A 20,691-nucleotide genomic window follows, 5' to 3' on the forward strand; every position below is an offset into this window, starting at 1 on the left:
TTGTGGCAAGGTCGCCATGAATGGCGACCCTACGGGGCCGGAGTAAAACTCACAAAACGCGTGCCTTTCATCTTCAACTCGCCCTTCGCGCCCTTATCGATCTGGTGATACTGGTTCGCATTCACCGTCACTTTAATATCGCTGGCACCGTTCAGCGGATGGAACCAGGCTTCATATTTCATCTCTTCCGCCACAATCTCTTCGCGCTGTCGTGAACGGCGATTGGGCGACGGAAATTCGCGTTTGGTTTTCACTTCCACGCTCAGCGAGCGCACCGGCGAGGCATCGTTCACCGCCGTTTCGCGGCGCTGTTTAATAAACTGACGGGTCGCCAAAACGGCAATAATGGCCAGTACGATGAAAAAGATTAGCGGTGGTTTGCTCATGATTTATCTCGTGCTTTGCGTTAATTCAGAACGGGTAAAGACGACAAAGCATACAACCAGAGTCGGCTGATTGTCACATTTGGCGCCAGTAACTTACACTGAGAGGGTGATTTTGGGAAAATTCATCAAACTGGCGGACATTTCGTCCAGAAAAGGGAGAAAACATGCTTTGGTCTTTCCTTGCCGTACTTTTTTCCGGCTGGCTTTACGTCGATGCTTCATACCGTGGTCCGCAATGGCAACGCTGGCTATTTAAACCTGTCACCTTGCTGTTACTCGTTGCCTGGGCGTGGCAAGCGCCAACCTTCAACACTACCGATTATTTGATTCTGGCCGGGCTGGTCGCCACGCTGGTGGGTGACGCGTTAATGCTGTTACCGCGTCAGCAAATGCTCTATGCGCTGGGCGCATTCTTCCTGTCGCATCTGCTGTACACCATCAGTTTTGCCGCACACATGACCATGAGTTTCTTCTGGCCGATTCCCCTCACCTTCCTGATTATTGGCGTGATTGTTATCGGGATTCTATGGAGCAAACTGGAAGATCTGCGCTGGCCTATCTGCACCTTGATCGGCATGACGCTAGTGATGAACTGGATGGCGGCGGAGAACTACTTCTTCCGTCCAACTGACTTCAGTTTCTCGCTGCTGGTGGGTGCCGCGTTGCTGCTGTTAGCCAATATTGTCTGGTTTATCTCGCATTATCGCCGCCGTTTCAGCGCCGATAGCGCGATTGTCGCCGCCTGCTACTTCGCCGGTCACTTCATGATTGTGCGTTCACTGTGGCTCTACTGAAGATAACCTTACCTTCCGCTTGACTCTGGAGTCCACTCCAGAGTGTAGCATTAGGGCGCGGGCATCAGCCCGCCCCTGATTCCGGAGGTTACATGCATCAACATGCTCACCCTTGCCGCTGTGGCAAATCACACCGTCAGCCACAGCCGCTATGCTCGATTCGCAGCGTAAAACCCGCAACATTGAACATCTCCGCGGCGCAGCCCATCACGCCAGACAGCGATTGCGGCTGCTGTGACAGCGACAGCGGCTCGCCAGGCGGCGAAAGCGACGCCGAAAGCGACAGGCCCGCCCTCTCTTCACATCAATTCCGCTGGCAGATTGCGGGCATGGATTGCCCCAGCTGCGCGCGTAAAATCGAAACCGCCGTGCAACGTATACCGCAGGTTCAAAAAGCACGCGTGATTTTTGCCAGTGAAAAACTGGTGGTCGATGCCGACCAGGATATCCGCGCCATCATTGAACAGGTGGTGAAAAATGCCGGCTTCGCGCTGAGCGCCAGTGATTCCCCATCGTCGCCACAACCCGAAAGCCGCTGGCAGGAAAACGCCGGTTTGCTGCTGCTTGGCGGATTGATGCTCGCCAGTTGGCTGCTGAGCCAGCTTTCGCCGGTTTGGGGCGATCGCCTGTTTATCGCCACCACGTTGTTAGGTTTAGCGCCGATCGCGCGCAGCGCCTGGAAACTGCTGCGTAGCGGTTCGCCGTTCAGCATTGAGATGCTGATGACCATTGCCGCCGCTGGTGCGCTAGTGATTGGCGCGCACGCCGAAGCCGCGATGGTGCTGCTGCTGTTTCAACTGGGTGAACGCCTCGAAGCGTACGCCGCCACACGCGCACGCCGTGGCGTCACCGCGCTGATGGCGCTGCGTCCCGCTACCGCCACGCGCATCAACGGCACACAGCGGGAAAACGTCCGCTTAGAAGCACTGCAGCCCGGCGATGTGATTGAAGTGGCGGCCGGCGGACGTTTACCCGCCGATGGCGAACTGCTGCACGCCAGCGCCAGCTTTGATGAAAGCGCGCTGACCGGTGAATCGTTGCCGGTGGCGCGTGAGCCAGGCGAACAGATCATGGCCGGTGCCACCAGCCTTGATCGTCTGGTGACGCTGAAAGTCATTTCCCAGCCGGGCCAAAGTGCCATTGACCGCATCCTGCAACTGATTGAGGAAGCCGAAACCCATCGTGCGCCGGTTGAGCGCTTTATCGATCGCTTCAGCCGCATCTATACGCCCGCCATTATGCTGCTGGCGCTGCTGGTGATGGTGCTGCCGCCGCTACTGGGCTTTGGCGCGTGGTTGCCGTGGATTTATAAAGGGCTGACGCTGTTGCTGATTGGTTGCCCCTGTGCGCTGGTGATCTCCACGCCCGCTGCCATCACTTCCGGCCTGGCTGCTGCCGCGCGTCAGGGCGCGCTGATCAAAGGCGGCGCGGCGCTGGAGCGGCTCAGTCGCGTAAATATGATGGCGTTCGACAAAACCGGCACGCTGACCGCCGGTAAACCGCAGATCAGCCACATCCAGCCATTTGGCGTGATGGCGGAAAACAACTTGCTCACCATCGCCGCCGCCGTTGAACAGGGTTCCACCCATCCGCTGGCGCGGGCGATTGTTAGCGAGGCCGAGCGGCGCGCGCTCAGGCTTCCGCAAGCTGCACAGCAGCAAACGCTGGCCGGCAGTGGTATTCGTGCTGCGATAGATGGCGTGACCTATCAACTGCTGACGCCGCGCGAAGTCAGCCATCTTGATAATGCACAACAGCAGCAGATTGCTCAGCTGGAAGCGCAAGGCCAAACTGTGGTGCTGCTGTTGCAGGAGCAGCAGGTTCTTGCCGCGTTAACCTTGCAGGATCAGTTGCGCACTGAAGCCCTCAGCGCGCTGTCTGAACTGAAGAAGCTTGGTGTTAACAGCATGATGCTGACCGGCGACAATCCACGCGCGGCTGCGGCCATTGCCGCTAAGCTCAACATCGATTATCGCGCAGGTTTACTGCCCGCCGATAAAGTTGCGGCGGTGAGGACGTTAGGCACACAGCACGCATTGGCAATGGTCGGCGATGGCATTAACGATGCGCCCGCCATGAAAGCCGCCACCATCGGCATTGCGATGGGCAGCGGCACCGATGTGGCACTGGAAGCCGCAGATGTGGCATTAACGCAAAATCAGCTGGCGATTCTGCCGCGCACCATTGTGCTGGCACGGCGCACGCGCGCCATCATTCGTCAGAACGTGGCGCTGGCGTTGGGATTAAAGGCGATTTTTTTGGTCACCACGCTGCTCGGCTTCACCGGTTTGTGGCTGGCGGTCTTAGCGGATTCCGGTGCCACCGCACTGGTGACAGCCAACGCGCTGCGCCTGCTGCGTCAGCGTTAGGCGCCTTTTTTAATTAGAAACTGGTACGGCAGGCTTTCGGTCTGCTGTGCCAGCAACTCATGCTCCATAAAGCGGCAGAAACCGGGGATATCGCGCGTGGTGGCGGGATCGTCAGCAATGATCAGCAAGGTTTCACCGGCCTGCATGCTGCGCACGGTTTTACGCACCATCATTACCGGCTCCGGGCAGCGCAGGCCAAGGGCATCAAGCTGATGGTCTGGCGCAGAAAAGGGATCGCTCATGATTCTCTGTCAGTTGTTAGGGATGGGCGCTCATTCTAGCGCGCGAATAAGCCAACGCAAGGCGATAACGATTGCGTTAAAATTAACCATTGCATAAATTGCGCAACGCGTTAAGATGCCGCCGATTTTTTATTTACCACCGTGCCAATGCACGAACCTGGGTTCCCTCACCCCATCACTAAAAAGGCTTACAATGATTAACTTCTCTGCACGTCAGCGCATGCATGCGCTGTTTTGGCTATCGCTATTTCATCTGCTGGTGATCACCTCCAGTAACTATCTGGTACAGCTGCCGGTTTCCATCTTCGGCTTCCACACCACATGGGGCGCGTTTAGCTTTCCGTTTATTTTCCTCGCCACCGATCTGACCGTGCGCATCTTTGGCGCGCCGCTGGCACGTCGCATTATTCTGGCGGTGATGATTCCCGCGCTAGTGATCTCCTACATTGTTTCCTGCGTGTTCTATCAGGGCGAATGGCAAGGTTGGGCGTCACTGGAAGAAGTGAATCTGTTTGTTGCCCGTATCGCCTGCGCCAGCTTTATGGCTTATGCGCTGGGACAAATCCTCGACGTCCACGTTTTTAACCGTTTGCGCCGTTTATCGCAGTGGTGGATTGCGCCAGCGGCAGCGATGTTCCTCGGTAATATCAGCGATACGCTGGCCTTCTTCTTCATCGCCTTCTACAAGAGCCCAGATCCGTTTATGGCCACGCATTGGGTCGAAATCGCGCTGGTGGATTACAGCTTCAAAGTGCTGATCTGCATGATCTTCTTCTTGCCCGCTTACGGCGTGCTGCTGAATGCCATGCTGAAGCGCTTAGCCGAACGTTCCGCGCAGCAGCAGATCAATTTCGGCTAATTGCACATACACTAAATGCCGCATTACGCTAAGATTTCCTGACACTCCGGCGGTTGCTTTTGCTAACTAAATCCGCTTGTATAACGGCTGACTGGAATCATGTAAAAGGGAAAAGAATGCGTAACGTAGTGAAATATGTGGGTATTGGCCTGTTGGTTATCGGCCTGGCGGCATGTGACCAGAAGAAAGATGATGCGGCAGCGAACAGCAACGGTGCGAGCGCCAGCCAGTCGGCCCAGACGGTTAACCTGATGGACGGCAAACTGAGTTTCTCTTTGCCGGCGGGCATGTCTGACAAGAGCGGCAAGCTCGGCTCTGAATCCACCAACATGCACGTCTATGCCGACGAAACCGGTCAGCGCGCGATTATCGTGATTGCCGGCGATCCCACCAACGAAGCGCTTGATGCGCTGGCACAGCGTCTGGAACAGCAGCAGCGCGGTCGCGACCCACAGCTGCAGGTGGTGTCTAATAAAGCGGTGACGCTGAAAGACCAGCCGGCACAGCAGCTGGATACGGTGATTTCTGCCAACAATCAGACCTCATGGTCTTCGGTGATTCTGGCGAAAGTGGATGGCAAACTGCTGACGCTGCAAATTACCTTGCCAGCCGACAACCAGCAGCAAGCGCAAAGCGATGCAGATAGCATCGTCAAAAGCATCACGTTGAAGTAAGCCTTAAAACGGTCGCCATGAATGGCGACCCTACAAATGGCTCAAAGCGGTTTTCGTAGGGTCGCCATTCATGGCGACCTGGTTCAACGCTCCCCGCCTTACAATCTCACTGGCGAAATGTGCCAGATCTCATCCGCATATTCCTGGATGGTGCGGTCCGACGAGAAATAACCCATATTGGCGATATTCAGCGCCGCGCTGCGCTGCCACTTATCCGGCTGGCGATACAGCTTGTCCACCTTGTCCTGCGTATCCACATAGCTGCGGTAATCCGCCAGCAGCTGATAGTGATCGCCGAAGTTCACCAGCGCATCAAACAGATTACGGTAGCGCCCTGGCTCCTGCGGGCTGAACACCCCGCTGGCGATTTGCGTCAGCGCCTGATGCAGCTCAGGATCATCCTCATAATACTTACGCGGGTTGTAACCGTCGGTGCGCAGCTTCTCGACCTGCGGCGTAGTGTTGCCGAAGATAAAGATATTCTCCTTGCCGACATGCTCCAGCATCTCAACGTTGGCACCATCCAGCGTACCGATGGTTAACGCGCCGTTCAGCGCAAACTTCATGTTACTGGTGCCAGAGGCTTCGGTACCGGCAGTGGAGATCTGCTCGGAGAGATCCGCCGCCGGAATGATGATCTGCGCCAGGCTCACGCCATAGTTTGGAATGAACACCACCTTCAGCTTGTTCTTCACCTGCGGATCGTTGTTGATCACATTGGCGACATCGTTGATCAAGTGAATGATGTGTTTCGCCACGTAATAGGCCGACGCCGCTTTGCCGGCGAAGATATTAACGCGCGGCACCCATTCGGCGCTGGGATCGGCCTTGATGCGGTTGTAGCGCGTGATAACGTGCAGCACGTTCAGCAGCTGACGTTTGTATTCGTGGATGCGCTTGATCTGCACATCAAACAGCGCATGCGGATCGAGCACGATATCCATGTTCTTCGCCACCCAATCCGCCAGGCGTTTTTTGTTGGCAAACTTGGCGTCGGCGATCTGCTGGATAAAGGCCGGATAATCGATCTGCGTGGTCAATTCGTTGAGCTGGCCAAGATCGGTGCGCCAGTTGCGGCCAATCGCCTCGTCCAGCACCTCGGAGAGCGCCGGATTCGCCAGCGCCAGCCAGCGACGTGGCGTCACGCCGTTGGTTTTATTGCAGAAACGGCCCGGGAACAGACGCGCGAAGTCAGCGAACAGCGATTGCACCATCAAGTTGGAGTGCAACTCTGACACACCGTTAACTTTGTGGCTCACCACCACCGCCAGCCACGCCATGCGAATGCGGCGGCCGTCGTTCTCATCGATGATCGAGATGCGCGCTAACAGCTCCCAATCATCCGGGTAATATTCCTGAATGGTTTTCAGGAAGTAGTCGTTAATTTCAAAAATAATGCTGAGATGACGCGGCAGGATCTTGCCAATCATATCCACTGGCCAGGTTTCCAGCGCTTCCGTCATCAGCGTGTGGTTGGTGTAGGAGAACACCTGACAGGTCACTTCAAAGGCATCGTCCCAGCTGAATTTCTGCTCGTCGATCAGTATGCGCATCAGTTCCGGGATCGCCAGCACCGGATGCGTATCGTTGAGGTGGATGGCAATTTTGTCCGGCAAATTGTCCCAGGTTTCATGCATCTGCCAGTGACGATTGAGAATATCCTGCACCGTCGAGGAGACGAGGAAATACTCCTGACGCAGACGCAGCTCGCGCCCCGAATAGGTGGAGTCATCGGGATAGAGCACGCGCGACACGTTTTCCGAGTGGTTTTTATCTTCAACCGCGGCGAAGTAATCACCCTGGTTGAACTTACCGAGGTTGATTTCGTTACTGGCCTGCGCGCCCCACAAGCGCAGCGTGTTGGTGGCATCGGTATCAAAACCGGGAATGATTTGATCGTAAGCCATCGCCACGATCTCCTCGGTTTCCACCCAGCGCACCCGCGCGCCTTCATGTTGCAGACGGCCGCCGAAGCGCACTTTGTAGCGCGTGTTAAAGCGCTGGAATTCCCACGGATTGCCGTACTCCAGCCAATAATCCGGCGATTCGCGCTGCTGCCCGTCGACGATATTCTGCTTAAACATGCCGTAGTCATAACGAATGCCGTAGCCGCGCCCCGGTAAACCGAGCGTGGCGAGCGAATCCAGGAAGCAGGCCGCCAAACGCCCTAAACCGCCATTACCGAGGCCGGGATCGTTCTCCTCTTCCATCAGTTCGCTGAGGTCGAGGCCCATCTCTTCCAGCGCCTGATTAAGATCCTCATAAATGCCCATCGCCAGCAACGCGTTGCCGAGCGTGCGCCCCATCAGGAACTCCATCGACAGATAATAAACCTGCCGCACATCCTGCGAGAGCTGCGCGCGGCTGGAGCGCAGCCAGCGTTCCACCATGCGATCACGCACCGCCAGCAGCGCGGCGTTGAGCCACTCATGCTTATTCGCGATCGATGGATCTTTACCAATAGTAAACATCAGCTTATAGGCGATTGAGTGCTTCAGTGCATCAACCGTCAGCGTGGGTGAGGCATAGGTGAAAGGTGCATTCATATCAAGTATCCCAATCTCTCATTACAGCAAACGTTGATAAAGATCGCGGTAGGCTTGTGCTGCCACCTGCCAACTAAAATCCATCCCCATCGCCTGCCGCTGAACGTAACGCCAGAGTGCAGGACGAGACCACAGAACAAATGCGCGCCGAATCGCCCGCAGCAGCGACCAGGCATTACTGTCTTCAAAGGTGAAACCGCTGGCGACGCCATCCGCCAGATTCTCAAGCGAGCTGTCTTGCACTGTATCCGCCAGTCCGCCAGTGCGACGCACCAGCGGCAGCGTACCGTATTTCAAACCATACAGCTGGGTTAAGCCGCACGGCTCAAAACGGCTCGGCACCATAATCACATCCGCGCCGCCAACAATGCGGTGCGAGAAGGCTTCGTGATAACCAATCTGCACGCCAACGCGGCCCGGATGCTCCGCCGCCGCCGCAAGGAAACCTTGCTGCAGCTCCGCATCGCCCTGGCCGAGCAGCACCAACTGTCCGCCCTGCGCCAGTAATCCCGGTAGCGCTTCCAGCACCAGATCCAGCCCTTTCTGTTTGGTCAGACGGCTGATGACGCAGAACACCGGTGCTTTGTCATCCACCTTCAGGCCCATGGCAATTTGCAGCTGGCGCTTGTTCTCCGCTTTGCTCTCCAGCGTTTCGCTGTCGTAGCGCGCGGTGAGCAGCAGGTCGTGCGCCGGGTCCCAGATGCCCGGATCGACGCCGTTCAAAATCCCGCTCAGGCGCCCTTCACGCAGTCGCTGTTCGAGCAGTGATTCCATGCCGTAACCAAATTCCGGTCGGGTAATCTCCAGCGCGTAAGTCGGGCTGACCGCCGTAATGTGATCGGCAAAGAACAGCCCCGCCTTGAGGTAGGAAATTTGCCCGAAGAACTCCAGTCCATGCATGTCGAAGAACGCGCGCGGGATCTGGATCTCATCCAGATGACGCGCCGAAAACAGCCCTTGATACGCCAGATTATGCACGGTGAACACCGTTTTCGCCGGACGCCCGCGCGCCGCAATATAGGCGCAGGTTAAGCCTGCATGCCAGTCATGCGCATGCACAATATCTGGCTGCCAGTCGGTATCCAGCCCGCTGGCAATCTCGGCGCCCATCCAGCCCAGCAGCGCAAAACGCAGGTAGTTATCGACGTAAGCAAACTGCGACGTATCGTGATACGGGCTGCCGGGACGTTCATACAATCCCGGCGCATCGATTAAATAAATACCAACGCCGTTAAATTGTCCAAAAAGTAAGCGTACCGGTCCCGCAAAAGTTTGCAACTCCGCCAGGACCTCTGTATCAGGAATCCCTTTACGCAGATCCGGAAAGGCGGGAATCAACACCCGCGCATCCGTACCATCGGCTATTTGCGCCTGTGGTAATGCACCGACGACATCAGCCAGTCCGCCGGTTTTCAACAGCGGGAAAAGCTCTGAACAGACATGTAAAACCTGCATCCTGAACCCCTATTGTTATCGCACACGTTCCACGCGGCAATTTTCTCTATATTCTTTCGTCACTTACTGACCGCCTCCGGCCAATTTGGCCAGCATGGCGCGCGTCACCAGTACGATGCCCTCTTCAGAACGGTAAAAACGACGGCTGTCTTCGTCGGGGTTTTCGCCAATGACCATGCCTTCTGGCAGTTCGCAGGCGCGATCGATCACGCAGCGACGCAGACGACACGATCGGCCAACCACCACATCAGGCAGCAGCACTGCGGAATCAATATTGCAAAACGAGTTGATGCGAATACGCGGGAACAGCACCGAGTTCACCACCACCGAACCGGAGATGATGCAGCCGCCCGAGACCAGCGAATTCATTGTCATGCCGTGGCTGCCGGATCGATCCTGAACAAATTTCGCCGGCGGCAGCGGCTCCATGTGAGTACGAATCGGCCAGCTGTGATCGTACATATCCAGCTCAGGCGTGACCGACGCTAAATCGAGATTGGCGCGCCAGTAAGCTTCCAGCGTTCCGACGTCGCGCCAGTACGGCTCAGCGTTTTCATCAACCTGCACGCAGGAGAGCGTGAAGGAGTGCGCATACGCCTCGCCGCTGGCGACAATTTTCGGCAGCAGATCTTTGCCGAAATCATGGCTGGAATCGGCTACAAGCAGATCCTCTTCCAGCAGCTGATAAAGGTAATCGGCGTTGAACACGTAAATGCCCATGCTGGCCAGCGCGCGGGTATCGTCACCCGGCATTGACGGCGGCTTCGGCGGTTTTTCGACAAAATCGATTACGTTGTTTTCGGCATCCACCGCCATCACCCCAAACGCCGTGGCTTCAGCTAACGGCACTGGCAAGCAGGCGATGGTGCATTTGGCACCGCGATCGACGTGGTCGAGCAGCATGCGCGAGTAATCCATTTTGTAGATGTGATCCCCGGCGAGGATCACGATGTATTGCGCGTTGTAGCGGCGAATAATGTCGAGGTTTTGCGTCACCGCATCCGCAGTCCCGCGATACCAGTGTTCGGTAGCGGCACGCTGCTGCGCCGGCAGCAGATCGACAAACTCGTTCATCTCTTCGTTGAACAGCGACCAGCCGCGCTGGATATGCTGCACCAGCGTATGGGACTGATATTGGGTGATCACGCCGATGCGCCTTATGCCCGAGTTGATGCAGTTGGACAGCGCAAAGTCGATGATGCGGAACTTGCCACCGAAGTGCACGGCAGGTTTAGCGCGTTTCGCGGTGAGATCTTTCAGGCGCGTACCGCGCCCGCCAGCAAGGATCAGGGCGACCGTTTGTGTAGGGAGCTGGCGCGCCAGCATCAGATGATCTGTTCTATCTAATTTCACCATGTCTGACTCCTTATGATTGCTTTAGGAACACACACACACCGTGTGCGGGACCGTGCCAGACAGTTGTCAGGATGGGGTTATCTTCCCCGGCGAAAGGAGGAATGGCACGCCACTCTCCGTCTGGTAAGGCGATATCACTCACCGATTCCGTGGCGTTTATTGTTATTAACCAGCGGCCGGAGAGCAGGATCTGCATTCGGTGCGTCCCCTGTTCCCACTGCTCGGTTTCCAGTGGTGTGCCGCTGGCATTGCACCACTGCACGCTGCCATCGCCCTCCTGCCACCAGCGATCCTGCGTCAATGCGGGAATGCGCTGGCGCAAGCGGATTAACGCAGCAGTGAAGTCGACCAGGCCAAAATCATCCTGTTGCCAGTTCAACCAGGTCAGCGGATTGTCCTGGCAATAGGCGTTGTTGTTACCGTGCTGGCTGTGACCGCGTTCGTCACCCGCCAGCAGCATCGGCGTGCCCTGCGCCAGCAGCAGCGTGGTCAGTAAGCCATGCACGCTGCGCCGCCGCCGTTCGACAATATCGAAATTGACCTGCAGTCCCTCTTTGCCGTGGTTATGGCTGAAGTTACTGCTGCTGCCGTCGCGATTGTCTTCGCCGTTAGCCTGATTGTGTTTGTTGTTAAAACTCACCACATCGCGCAGCGTGAAGCCGTCGTGAGCGGTAATGAGATTGATGCTGGCGTGCGGCAGCCGCGCCTCACGCTGGAAAACGTCGCTGGATGCGGCAAAACGGCGGGCGAAATCGCCATTATTCAGTTGACCATGCAGCCAGTAACGGCGCGCCGCATCGCGAAAATGGTCGTTCCACTCGGCGAAGTCTGGCGGAAAGTTGCCGACCTGATAACCGCCGGGGCCGATGTCCCACGGCTCGGCAATCAGCTTCACCTGCGACAGCAGCGGACAGGCTTTGATGGCGGCAAACAGCGGCGCATCCTGATGAAACTCCGGTGTGCGTCCCAACACGCTGGCGAGGTCAAAACGGAACCCATCAACATGGCAAACACGCACCCAGTAGCGCAGCGCTTCCAGCGCCCACGTCATCACCTGCGGATGACTGAGATTTAGCGTGTTGCCGCAGCCGGTCCAGTTTTGATATTCGCCGTTGCCATCCAGCCAGTAATAGCTGGCGTTATCCACGCCGCGCAGGGAAATCGTTGGCCCGATCTCTTCCAGCTCGGCGGTGTGGTTGAACACCACGTCCAGAATCACTTCGATGCCCGCGGCATGCAGTGCTTTAACCGCCTGCTGAAACTCCTGCAGCGGCGTTAAACCGTTTTCGCCCGAGGCGTAACGCGCATCCACCGCCCACAAGGCAAAGGGGTTGTAGCCCCAGTAATTACTCAATCCCAAACGGCGCAGGCGCGGCTCGCTGGTGAATTGGGCAATCGGCAACAGTTCCAGCGCGGTGATGCCGAGGTGGCGCAGGTACTTCACCATAGCAGGATGACCCAGCGCCGCATAAGTGCCACGCAATCTTTCCGGAATTTCCGGATGCTGCTGGGTTAAGCCGCGTACGTGCGCTTCATAGATCACCGTGTTGCCCCACGGCGTGCGCGGCGCGTGATCGTCCTCCCAGTCAAAATCTTCGGCAGTCACCAACGATTTCGGCGCGATGGCGGCGTTATCCAAACCATTTAGCTCACGTTCGCCGCCGTTGAAACGCGCGTCGTCCGCCACTTCACCCGCCACCGCTTTGGCGCAGGGATCGACCAACAGCTTAGCCGGATTGAAGCGATGTCCCTGCAGCGGCGCCCATGGACCGTGTACGCGATAGCCGTAGCGCTGGCCGGGCTTCAGCGCGGGAAAATAGCCGTGCCAGATATCACCGCTGCGCGCGGGCAGTGCGAAACGGCGCTCAGCACCGTGCGCGTCGAACAGGCAGAGTTCAACGCGTTCGGCATGCTGGGAGAACAGCGTAAAATTAACGCCGTGCCCATCATAGTGCGCACCTAACGGTTCCGGCTGCCCCTGCTCCAGCATCAGTCGCTCTCCCGCACCAGCCAAAGCGTTGCCAGCGGCGGTAAGGTCAAACTCAGCGACTGCGGCCGACCGTGACTCTCCATCTCATCGGTGTGTACCACGCCGTGATTGCGCGTGTCGCTGCCGTGATAATCGTGCTGATCGGTATTCATGATCTCGCGCCAGCCGCCACGCTGGTTGACGCCAAAGCGATAGTTGTGACGCGCCACTGGCGTAAAGTTGCTGGCTACGATGATTTCATTACCGTCGCGATCGCGGCGCACAAATACAAACACGGAGTTTTCGTAGTCATCGACCACCAGCCACTCAAAACCTTGCCCATCAAAGTCGAGTTGATGCAGCGGCGCGTAATGGCGATAGGTGTGATTGAGATCGCGCACCAGACGATGCACGCCGTTGTGCCAGTTATCCTCACCTTCCAGCAGATGCCAGTCGAGGCTGGTGTCGTGGTTCCATTCGCGACCCTGCGCAAATTCATTGCCCATAAATTGCAGCTTCTTACCGGGGAAACCCCACATCCAGCCGTAATAGGCGCGCAGGTTAGCGAACTTCTGCCAGGCATCGCCCGGCATGCGATCGAGAATCGAACGTTTGCCGTGCACCACTTCGTCATGCGACAGCGGCAGCACGAAGTTTTCGGTGTAGTTGTAAATCATGCCAAAGGTCATCAGCTGATGATGATAACGGCGATGCACCGGGTCGAGCTTCATATAGTCCAGTGTGTCGTGCATCCAGCCAAGGTTCCATTTGAACCAGAAGCCGAGGCCGCCATCTTCTGAAGGGCGCGTAACGCCGGGATAATCGGTGGACTCTTCCGCCACCGTGACGCTGCCCGGTGCGGCGCGACCCAAAACGCGGTTAGTGTGACGCAGGAACGAAATCGCTTCGAGGTTCTCGCGTCCACCAAACTGGTTCGGCACCCATTCGCCTTCGGCGCGGCTGTAATCACGGTAGATCATTGATGCCACCGCATCGACGCGCAGCCCATCAATGCCGAAACGCTCCATCCAGTACAAGGCGTTGCCGGAGAGATAATTGCTCACTTCACGGCGACCAAAGTTGTAGATCAGCGTGTTCCAGTCCTGATGAAAACCTTCGCGCGGATCGCTGTGTTCGTAGAGTTCGGTGCCATCGAACTTCGCCAGGCCGAAATCATCGCTTGGGAAGTGGCCTGGCACCCAATCGAGCAGCACGTTAATGCCAGCATCATGCGCGGCGGCCACGAAGTGGCGGAACTCATCGCGCGTACCGAAACGGCGCGTCGGCGCATACATACCGAGCGGCTGATAGCCCCAGCTGCCGTCGAAGGGGTGTTCGTTAATCGGCATCAGTTCGATGTGGGTGAAGCCCATCTCTTTAACGTAAGGAATGAGCTGTTCCGCCAGCTCTTTGTAGCTGAGCCAGAAGTTGTTATCGGTGTGACGTCGCCATGAACCGAGGTGCACTTCATAAATCGAAATCGGCTGGTCAAAAGCATTGGCGGCCTTACGCTGCGGCTGCATCTCGGTTTTCGGCGGCAGCCCGCAGATCATCGAGGCGGTTTGCGGACGCATCTGCGCTTCAAAGGCGAAGGGATCGGCTTTGATGCGCATCTGGCCGGAATTATCCACGATTTCAAATTTATACAGCTGACCGTTTACCGCGCCCGGCACAAACAGTTCCCAGACGCCAAGTTCACGGCGAAAACGCATGGGATGACGTCGGCCATCCCAGAAGTTGAACTCGCCTACCACCGATACGCGACGCGCGTTAGGTGCCCAAACGGCGAACCGCGTGCCGTGCACGCCATCAATGGTGGTGCCGTGCGCGCCGAGGGTTTCGTAGGGACGCAGATGCGTGCCTTCACCCAATAACCATGCATCCATCTCCTCCAGCAGCGGGCCGAAGCGATAGGCATCATCAATCAGGTTTTGCTGGCCGTGCCAGTTCACTGCCAGCTGATAACCAAAGCGGTTTTTACGACGCGGAATCACGCCACTGAAGAAACCGCGTGAGTCGAGGCAGGTAAGCTGAGCACATTTGCGTCCGGTGTTGGTTTCAATGACCCAAACATCGGAGGCATCGGGCAGCAGCGCACGCACTTCAAGGCCTGCAGCCGTTTGGTGCATGCCCAGTAGTGAAAAGGGATCGGCATAATTCCCGGCAAAAAGGGCATTGATCGCCTGGCGATCGGGAAGCTCTGACATGACTTTCTTCCTATGATTTTGCGCAGGCGACCAGAGTCGGCAGGATTATCGCCTCGGGTGCGCTGCTTTTCATTGAGCCATAGGTACACCGTGAGGACACAACCGTCCGTGGGAAAGATCTTCACCGTGTACAACAACCATTCAGTTCGAAAAAACAAAAACAGTTAACAACCGGCACATCTCTGTTAAATCATAGCTTGGGGATAGCAGAAGCCAGGGAGGATCGTGAAAAATACTTATCGGGCAAGCAAAAAAGGGAAGCGGATCACTTGTCAGGCGCAATTTGCATGAATTTTTGCGGCCTGGATAATTAAAAAAAGGCCGGGAAACCCCGGCCTTTCTGGTTTGCCGCTGCGCTTAGTCGATCAGCAGACGCAGCATGCGGCGCAGCGGTTCAGCCGCGCCCCACAGTAACTGATCGCCCACCGTGAAGGCGGAAAGGTATTCCGGCCCCATGTTCAGTTTGCGCAGGCGGCCTACTGGCGTGGTCAGGGTGCCGGTGACGGCGGCTGGCGTCAGTTCGCGCATGGTGATGTCGCGGTCGTTTGGCACCACTTTCACCCATTCGTTATGCGAGGCCAGCAGCTGTTCGATTTCGCTCAGCGGCAGGTCTTTTTTAAGCTTCAGAGTGAATGCCTGGCTGTGGCAGCGCAGCGCGCCAACGCGCACGCACAGGCCATCAACCGGAATCACACTGCTGGTACGCAGGATTTTGTTGGTCTCCGCCTGGCCTTTCCACTCTTCGCGGCTCTGGCCGTTATCCAGCTGCTTGTCGATCCACGGAATCAGGCTGCCCGCCAGCGGTACGCCGAAATTGTCGGTTGGCAAAGTGCCAGAACGGGTGAAATCGGTCACGCTGCGTTCGATATCCAGAATTGCCGAAGCCGGATTTTGTAGCGATTTCGCCACGTGGTCATGCAGCATGCCCATCTGCGTCAGCAGTTCACGCATATGACGCGCGCCGCCGCCTGATGCCGCCTGATAAGTCGCCACCGAGGCCCATTCAACCAGATCGTTAGCAAACAGACCGCCCAGCGACATCAGCATCAGGCTGACGGTGCAGTTACCGCCGACAAAGGTTTTGATGCCGTTATCGAGGCCCTGACGAATCACATTATGGTTAACCGGATCGAGAATGATGATGGCGTCATCTTTCATGCGCAGCGTGGAAGCTGCATCAATCCAGTAACCCTGCCAGCCGCTTTCGCGCAGCTTCGGATAGACTTCACTGGTGTAATCACCGCCCTGGCAGGTGATAATAATATCCAGCGCCTTCAGCGCCTCGATATCAAAAGCATCCTGCAGCGCACCGGTCGACTTACCGCCGAATGTGGGTGCCGCCTGACCAAGCTGTGACGTGGAGAAGAAGACCGGATTGATGACATCAAAATCACGTTCTTCGCTCATGCGTGACATCAGCACTGAGCCGACCATGCCACGCCAACCAATAAAACCTACATTCTTCATTTTCTGTCCGTCTCGGGTGCTCTCGAAAGAGGCCGTGTGGTGCGAGGAAAAGACTGGCCGGATAATCGTGCCGGTCTGCGTAATAATCAGGTTTACCTATGACCGTCAACTCTACAAAATGCAGCACTTCTGGCAAGTGAATTAATTCGATTGCGCCAACTTTTTCAGCAGTACAACTAATAATGGCTAACCACACATGACTGAAATGATATCCGCGACCATATTGCTGTTGTTGATTATGGATCCGCTGGGCAACCTGCCGATTTTTATGTCGGTATTGAAGCATCTGGAACCCAAACGCCGCCGCGTGGTGCTGATGCGCGAAATGCTGATCGCGCTGATTCTGATGCTGCTGTTTTTATTCGCCGGTGAACGCATCCTGGCGTTTCTCAATCTGCGCACCGAAACCGTGTCGATCTCCGGCGGCATCATTCTTTTTCTGATCGCCATCCGCATGATTTTCCCGTCAGAGGAGAGCAGCTCGAGTGGCTTGCCGGCCGGTGAAGAACCGTTCCTCGTGCCGCTGGCAATTCCGCTGGTGGCCGGTCCGTCCCTGCTGGCGACGCTGATGCTGTTGTCGCATCAATATCCCAACCAAATGACGCATCTGGTCGGCGCGCTGCTGATCGCGTGGGGTTTGACGGTGGTGATTCTGCTGATGTCGGGTCTGTTTTTACGCCTGCTGGGCGACAAAGGCGTTAACGCGCTGGAGCGCCTGATGGGATTGATTTTGATTATGCTGGCGACGCAGATGTTCCTGGATGGGATTCGTACCTATCTGAAGCTGTAATACATTCAGAGCGCAGGCAGCGTAGCGGCGCAATTTATTGCGCCGCTACGCTATGTGCATGAATTGAATGTGATGCTTTTTTGAATATTACTTCTGCTTCTTATCGATCGGTTTACCCGACCAGTAACCGGCCAGCAGCGAACCTGACAGGTTGTGCCACACCGAGAACAGCGCGCCCGGCAAGGCCGCTAACGGCGAGAAGTAAAGTTTGCCCAGCGTCGCCGCCAGACCTGAGTTCTGCATGCCCACTTCCAGCGCCAGCGTGCGGCAGGTCGATTCATCGAAGCCAAACAGCTTACCGCCCCAATAACCGCCCAACAGACCGATCGCGTTGTGCAGGATCACCGCCACAATCACCATCAAGCCGACAGAACCGATAAAGCCCTGGCTGCCAGCCACCACCGCGCTAATGATCAGCAGAATGCACACCATCGAAAACGCCGGCAGATAAGGCTCAACGCGGCGCACCACGCTATTCATGGAGTGATGGATAATCAGACCCAGGCTAATCGGAATCACCACGATTTTCACGATGCTGAGCAGCATGCCGACCACATCCACCTGAATGTGGGTATCAACGTAGAAGCGTGTCAGCAGCGGTGTGGCGAATACACCTACCAGCGCCGACACGGATGAGATGGTTACCGACAGCGCCACATCGCCCTTCGCCAGATAAATCATCACGTTAGAAGCGGTGCCGCTGGCCACGCTGCCGACCAGAATCATGCCTGCCGCCAGATCCGGTGGCATCTGGAACAGCTTCGCCAGGCCCCACGCGGCCAGCGGCATCACCAGATAATGCAGGAAAGTCCCGGCGATCACCGGCGCCGGACGCACCAGCACGCGTTTGAAATCATCAATGTTTAGCGTCACGCCCATGCCGAACATAATCAGCATCAGCAGGTAAGTCACCCACGGCCCAATGCCGAGAAAGGTGCCAGGAGAATAATAAGCAGCGACCGAGAGCAGCACGGCCCAGAGCGGGAACAGGCGGGTAAGTTTGCCGAGCATAACCAGACTTCCTTAGGAATTTTTTTATATTGCCACAGATGAAATGTCGCGCAGGGAACGACCACAGCGACGGACGCGGGATCATAACATTTCATTATCTTGACGTAAGGCGGGAAGTCGCTTGCGGGGCAAAATGCGGATCGGCTGCTGCCGATCCGCTGAAATACGGCAAAGTTACTCTGCTTTTTCCAGTGCAAAGCGGTAGATCGCACCACCAATCGCGGCACCGATAATCGGTAACAACCAGAACATCCACAGCTGTTCCAATGCCCAGCCGCCCTGGAAGATCGCCACACCGCTACTGCGCGCCGGGTTGACTGAGGTATTGGTGACGGGAATGCTCACCAGGTGAATCAGCGTTAGCGCCAGGCCGATTGCAATGGGCGCGAAGCCAGCCGGAGCACGTTTATCGGTCGCGCCCATGATCACAATCAGGAATACGGCGGTCAGCACCAGTTCGGCGATCATGCCCGCCTGCAGGCTAAAGCCCCCCGGCGAATGTTCACCGTAACCGTTCGACGCGAAGCCGCTGGCCACGGCATCGAAACCGGCTTTACCGCTGGCGATCAAATACAGCACGCCGGCAGCCGCAACCGCACCCACCAACTGCGCGATAATATAAGGCACAACCTGCGCCGCCGGGAAACGTCCGCCAACCGTCAGACCGATGGTCACCGCCGGGTTAAAATGGCCGCCCGAAATATGGCCGACGGCACATGCCATCACCAACACCGTCAGACCAAACGCCAGCGCAACACCGGCAAAACCAATACCCAATTCTGGAAACGCCGCGGCCAAAACCGCACTGCCACAACCGCCCAACACCAGCACGAAAGTGCCCAGCGTTTCAGCCACTAATCTTTTCATCTCTGTTCCCTCAAATAATTTAATGTTTTCGCGGCGGGATTATCGTTTTTGGCGATTGAAGCGCAACCGAAGAATAAGGTATTAGGGTGATTTTTAGGCGATAGCAGCGTATTTGAGACGGTTCTCGCGAGCCATAATGGGGTTCATCAGAAATGTCTGGAGCGAAGCAGTGAATGCCGCTGGGCTTGAATTATTGTTTAAAAAATTTCACCAATAAAAAAGCCGGACCCGGTCCGGCTTGATTACGCATGCTAAAAACTGGCCTTAAGAACCAAAAAGATTCTTGTGCAGCGCACGTACCACTTCTTCCGCGTCTGGGGTGGGAACCAGGAAGCAAAGGTTATAACTGCTGGCACCGTAACAAATCATGCGCAGGTTGAACGGCTCGAGTGCGCCAAACACTTCTTTGCCGACGCCGCACGCTTTTGACAGGTTGTTGCCAATGATCGCCACCAGCGCCAGATTCTCTTCCACTTCCACACGGCACAGTGAAGAGAGTTCGGTCAACAGCGCCTGGGTCAGCAAGCTGTCGCCGGTGGTGGTTGAACCGGTGCTGTCCAGCGTCAGCGCCACGCTCACTTCGGAAGTGGTCACCAGATCAACGGAGATGCTGTGGCGCGCCAGAATGTTAAACACTTCGGCGAGGAAGCCATGTGCATGCAGCATGTTCAGGCTGTGCAGCGTTACCAGCGTCTGCTTACGACGCAGCGCCAGCGCACGGAACAGCGGTGGATTCTTGGTTTCGTTGCACACGCGCGTACCGCCTGCAGCGGGATCTTTGCTCGAACCGACAAACACCGGAATATCGCTACGCACGGCCGGCAGCAAAGTGGCCGGATGCAGCACTTTGGCACCAAAGATCGCCATCTCCGCTGCTTCTTCGAAGGTAATCTCTTCAATGCGTTTAGCGGTGGACACCACGCGTGGATCGGTGGTGTAGATACCGGCCACATCGGTCCAGATATCAATGCGCGCGGCCTGCAGCGCTTCGCCCAGCAGCGCAGCGGTATAGTCGCTGCCGCCACGACCAAGCGTGGTGGTGCGCCCTTTTATTTCGCTACCGATAAAGCCCTGCGTCACCACCAGCGCTTCCGCAATGCGCGGCTGCAGCTGCGTTGCGGCCAGCTCTTTCAGCGTCGCCACTTCGGGTTCTGCGCGGCCAAAACGATCGCTGGTGCGCATCACTTTACGCACGTCAAACCATTCGCTGTTGACCTGACGCTCGCGCAGAATCTCCACGAACAGCAGCGTCGACATCAGCTCACCGTGGCTCACCAGCTCATCGGTCAGCGCATGTGAGGTCGCCAGCGAGGTGGCTTCAGACAGCATGGTGATGTTTTCCAGCATGCGATCAATCTCATCGCGGATCACATCCGGCGATTGCAGACGATCGATGATGGCATATTGAATACGGCGGATTTCATCCAGCAGGTAAGCGCGCTGCGCTTGTTCCTGGCCTTCAGCAAGGGCAACCAGCAGATTGGTCACGCCAGCGGAGGCAGAGAGCACCACTAAGCGGGTATTGGCGTCCGACAGCACAACATCTGCGCTGCGGTTCATAGCATCAAAATCGGCAACGCTGGTGCCGCCAAATTTAGCCACGATAAGATTTTGGGACATATTACGAACCCCGTGTCAGGTTATCTTTCTTCCGTTTTGGGGCGGAAGACATAGTAGCAGCCTAGGCACAAGAGAAGAG

General features: G+C 56.6%; 16 protein-coding genes. 5 read left to right on the forward strand and 11 right to left on the reverse strand.

Annotation, left to right across the window (positions count from 1 at the left end):
• Window positions 1-29 precede the first annotated feature (29 nt).
• Window positions 30-386 carry a DUF2500 domain-containing protein gene (locus tag K5Y30_RS13500; RefSeq protein ID WP_222211757.1) on the reverse strand — a complete coding sequence of 119 codons (357 nt, stop codon included), beginning with the start codon at window positions 384-386 and terminating at the stop codon, window positions 30-32.
• A gap of 164 nt (window positions 387-550) precedes the next feature.
• Between K5Y30_RS13500 and K5Y30_RS13505 the strand changes: the two genes are divergently transcribed.
• Window positions 551-1,180 (forward strand): lysoplasmalogenase, encoded by a 630-nt coding sequence (locus tag K5Y30_RS13505; RefSeq protein ID WP_101763104.1) that lies wholly within the window; start codon window positions 551-553, stop codon window positions 1,178-1,180.
• A 92-nt stretch (window positions 1,181-1,272) separates the two neighbouring features.
• Window positions 1,273-3,549, forward strand: coding sequence for a zinc/cadmium/mercury/lead-transporting ATPase (locus K5Y30_RS13510; RefSeq protein WP_222211759.1), 2,277 nt, complete (start codon window positions 1,273-1,275; stop codon window positions 3,547-3,549).
• On the opposite strand, the gene tusA is transcribed toward K5Y30_RS13510, so the two are convergent.
• Complete coding sequence (gene tusA, locus K5Y30_RS13515) at window positions 3,546-3,791, reverse strand: sulfurtransferase TusA (RefSeq protein ID WP_036649974.1); 246 nt, start codon at window positions 3,789-3,791, stop codon at window positions 3,546-3,548. The two genes, K5Y30_RS13510 and tusA, sit on opposite strands and share 4 nt — an antisense overlap.
• A 193-nt stretch (window positions 3,792-3,984) precedes the next feature.
• On the opposite strand from tusA, the gene K5Y30_RS13520 reads away from it, so the two are divergent.
• Window positions 3,985-4,650: a 7-cyano-7-deazaguanine/7-aminomethyl-7-deazaguanine transporter gene (locus K5Y30_RS13520; RefSeq protein WP_137384947.1), complete on the forward strand. Its 666-nt coding sequence runs from the start codon at window positions 3,985-3,987 to the stop codon at window positions 4,648-4,650.
• A 116-nt stretch (window positions 4,651-4,766) separates the two neighbouring features.
• Entirely contained in the window at window positions 4,767-5,324 is a 558-nt protein-coding gene (locus K5Y30_RS13525; RefSeq protein WP_137384946.1) for a DcrB family lipoprotein, read from the forward strand.
• A 98-nt stretch (window positions 5,325-5,422) separates the two neighbouring features.
• Here K5Y30_RS13525 and glgP read toward each other — a convergent pair whose 3' ends face one another.
• From glgP to asd, 6 genes are all read right to left on the reverse strand, one after another.
• Entirely contained in the window at window positions 5,423-7,870 is a 2,448-nt protein-coding gene (glgP, locus tag K5Y30_RS13530; RefSeq protein WP_192236047.1) for a glycogen phosphorylase, read from the reverse strand.
• A gap of 21 nt (window positions 7,871-7,891) precedes the next feature.
• A complete protein-coding gene (gene glgA / locus K5Y30_RS13535; protein WP_101763108.1) occupies window positions 7,892-9,325 on the reverse strand; it encodes a glycogen synthase GlgA in 1,434 nt (477 codons plus the stop codon).
• A 63-nt stretch (window positions 9,326-9,388) separates the two neighbouring features.
• Window positions 9,389-10,681 (reverse strand): glucose-1-phosphate adenylyltransferase, encoded by a 1,293-nt coding sequence (gene glgC, locus K5Y30_RS13540; RefSeq protein WP_192236049.1) that lies wholly within the window; start codon window positions 10,679-10,681, stop codon window positions 9,389-9,391.
• Window positions 10,682-10,691: 10 nt separating this feature from the next.
• Window positions 10,692-12,671, reverse strand: coding sequence for a glycogen debranching protein GlgX (gene glgX, locus K5Y30_RS13545; RefSeq protein ID WP_222184925.1), 1,980 nt, complete (start codon window positions 12,669-12,671; stop codon window positions 10,692-10,694).
• Window positions 12,671-14,857 (reverse strand): 1,4-alpha-glucan branching enzyme, encoded by a 2,187-nt coding sequence (glgB, locus tag K5Y30_RS13550; protein ID WP_101763111.1) that lies wholly within the window; start codon window positions 14,855-14,857, stop codon window positions 12,671-12,673. The genes glgX and glgB overlap by 1 nt, the downstream gene beginning before the upstream one ends.
• A 357-nt stretch (window positions 14,858-15,214) precedes the next feature.
• The gene (asd, locus tag K5Y30_RS13555; RefSeq protein WP_222184923.1) at window positions 15,215-16,324 is read right to left on the reverse strand and encodes an aspartate-semialdehyde dehydrogenase; all 1,110 of its coding nucleotides are present in this window, start codon (window positions 16,322-16,324) and stop codon (window positions 15,215-15,217) included.
• 196 nt (window positions 16,325-16,520) lie between these two features.
• On the opposite strand from asd, the gene K5Y30_RS13560 reads away from it, so the two are divergent.
• Complete coding sequence (locus K5Y30_RS13560) at window positions 16,521-17,114, forward strand: YhgN family NAAT transporter (RefSeq protein ID WP_110868123.1); 594 nt, start codon at window positions 16,521-16,523, stop codon at window positions 17,112-17,114.
• Window positions 17,115-17,201: 87 nt separating this feature from the next.
• Here K5Y30_RS13560 and panS read toward each other — a convergent pair whose 3' ends face one another.
• The 3 genes from panS to lysC form a co-directional block, all read right to left on the reverse strand.
• The gene (panS, locus tag K5Y30_RS13565) at window positions 17,202-18,125 is read right to left on the reverse strand and encodes a ketopantoate/pantoate/pantothenate transporter PanS (RefSeq protein ID WP_101763113.1); all 924 of its coding nucleotides are present in this window, start codon (window positions 18,123-18,125) and stop codon (window positions 17,202-17,204) included.
• Between the two features lie 174 nt (window positions 18,126-18,299).
• Window positions 18,300-18,992, reverse strand: a complete 693-nt coding sequence (gene aqpZ, locus K5Y30_RS13570; RefSeq protein WP_222211760.1) for an aquaporin Z — start codon at window positions 18,990-18,992, stop codon at window positions 18,300-18,302.
• Window positions 18,993-19,256: 264 nt separating this feature from the next.
• Window positions 19,257-20,612, reverse strand: a complete 1,356-nt coding sequence (gene lysC, locus K5Y30_RS13575) for a lysine-sensitive aspartokinase 3 (RefSeq protein WP_110868121.1) — start codon at window positions 20,610-20,612, stop codon at window positions 19,257-19,259.
• Window positions 20,613-20,691: the final 79 nt, after the last annotated feature.

It is taken from the genome of Pantoea sp. DY-5 (assembly GCF_019795955.1).
Taxonomy (GTDB): Bacteria; Pseudomonadota; Gammaproteobacteria; order Enterobacterales; family Enterobacteriaceae; genus Pantoea; species Pantoea leporis.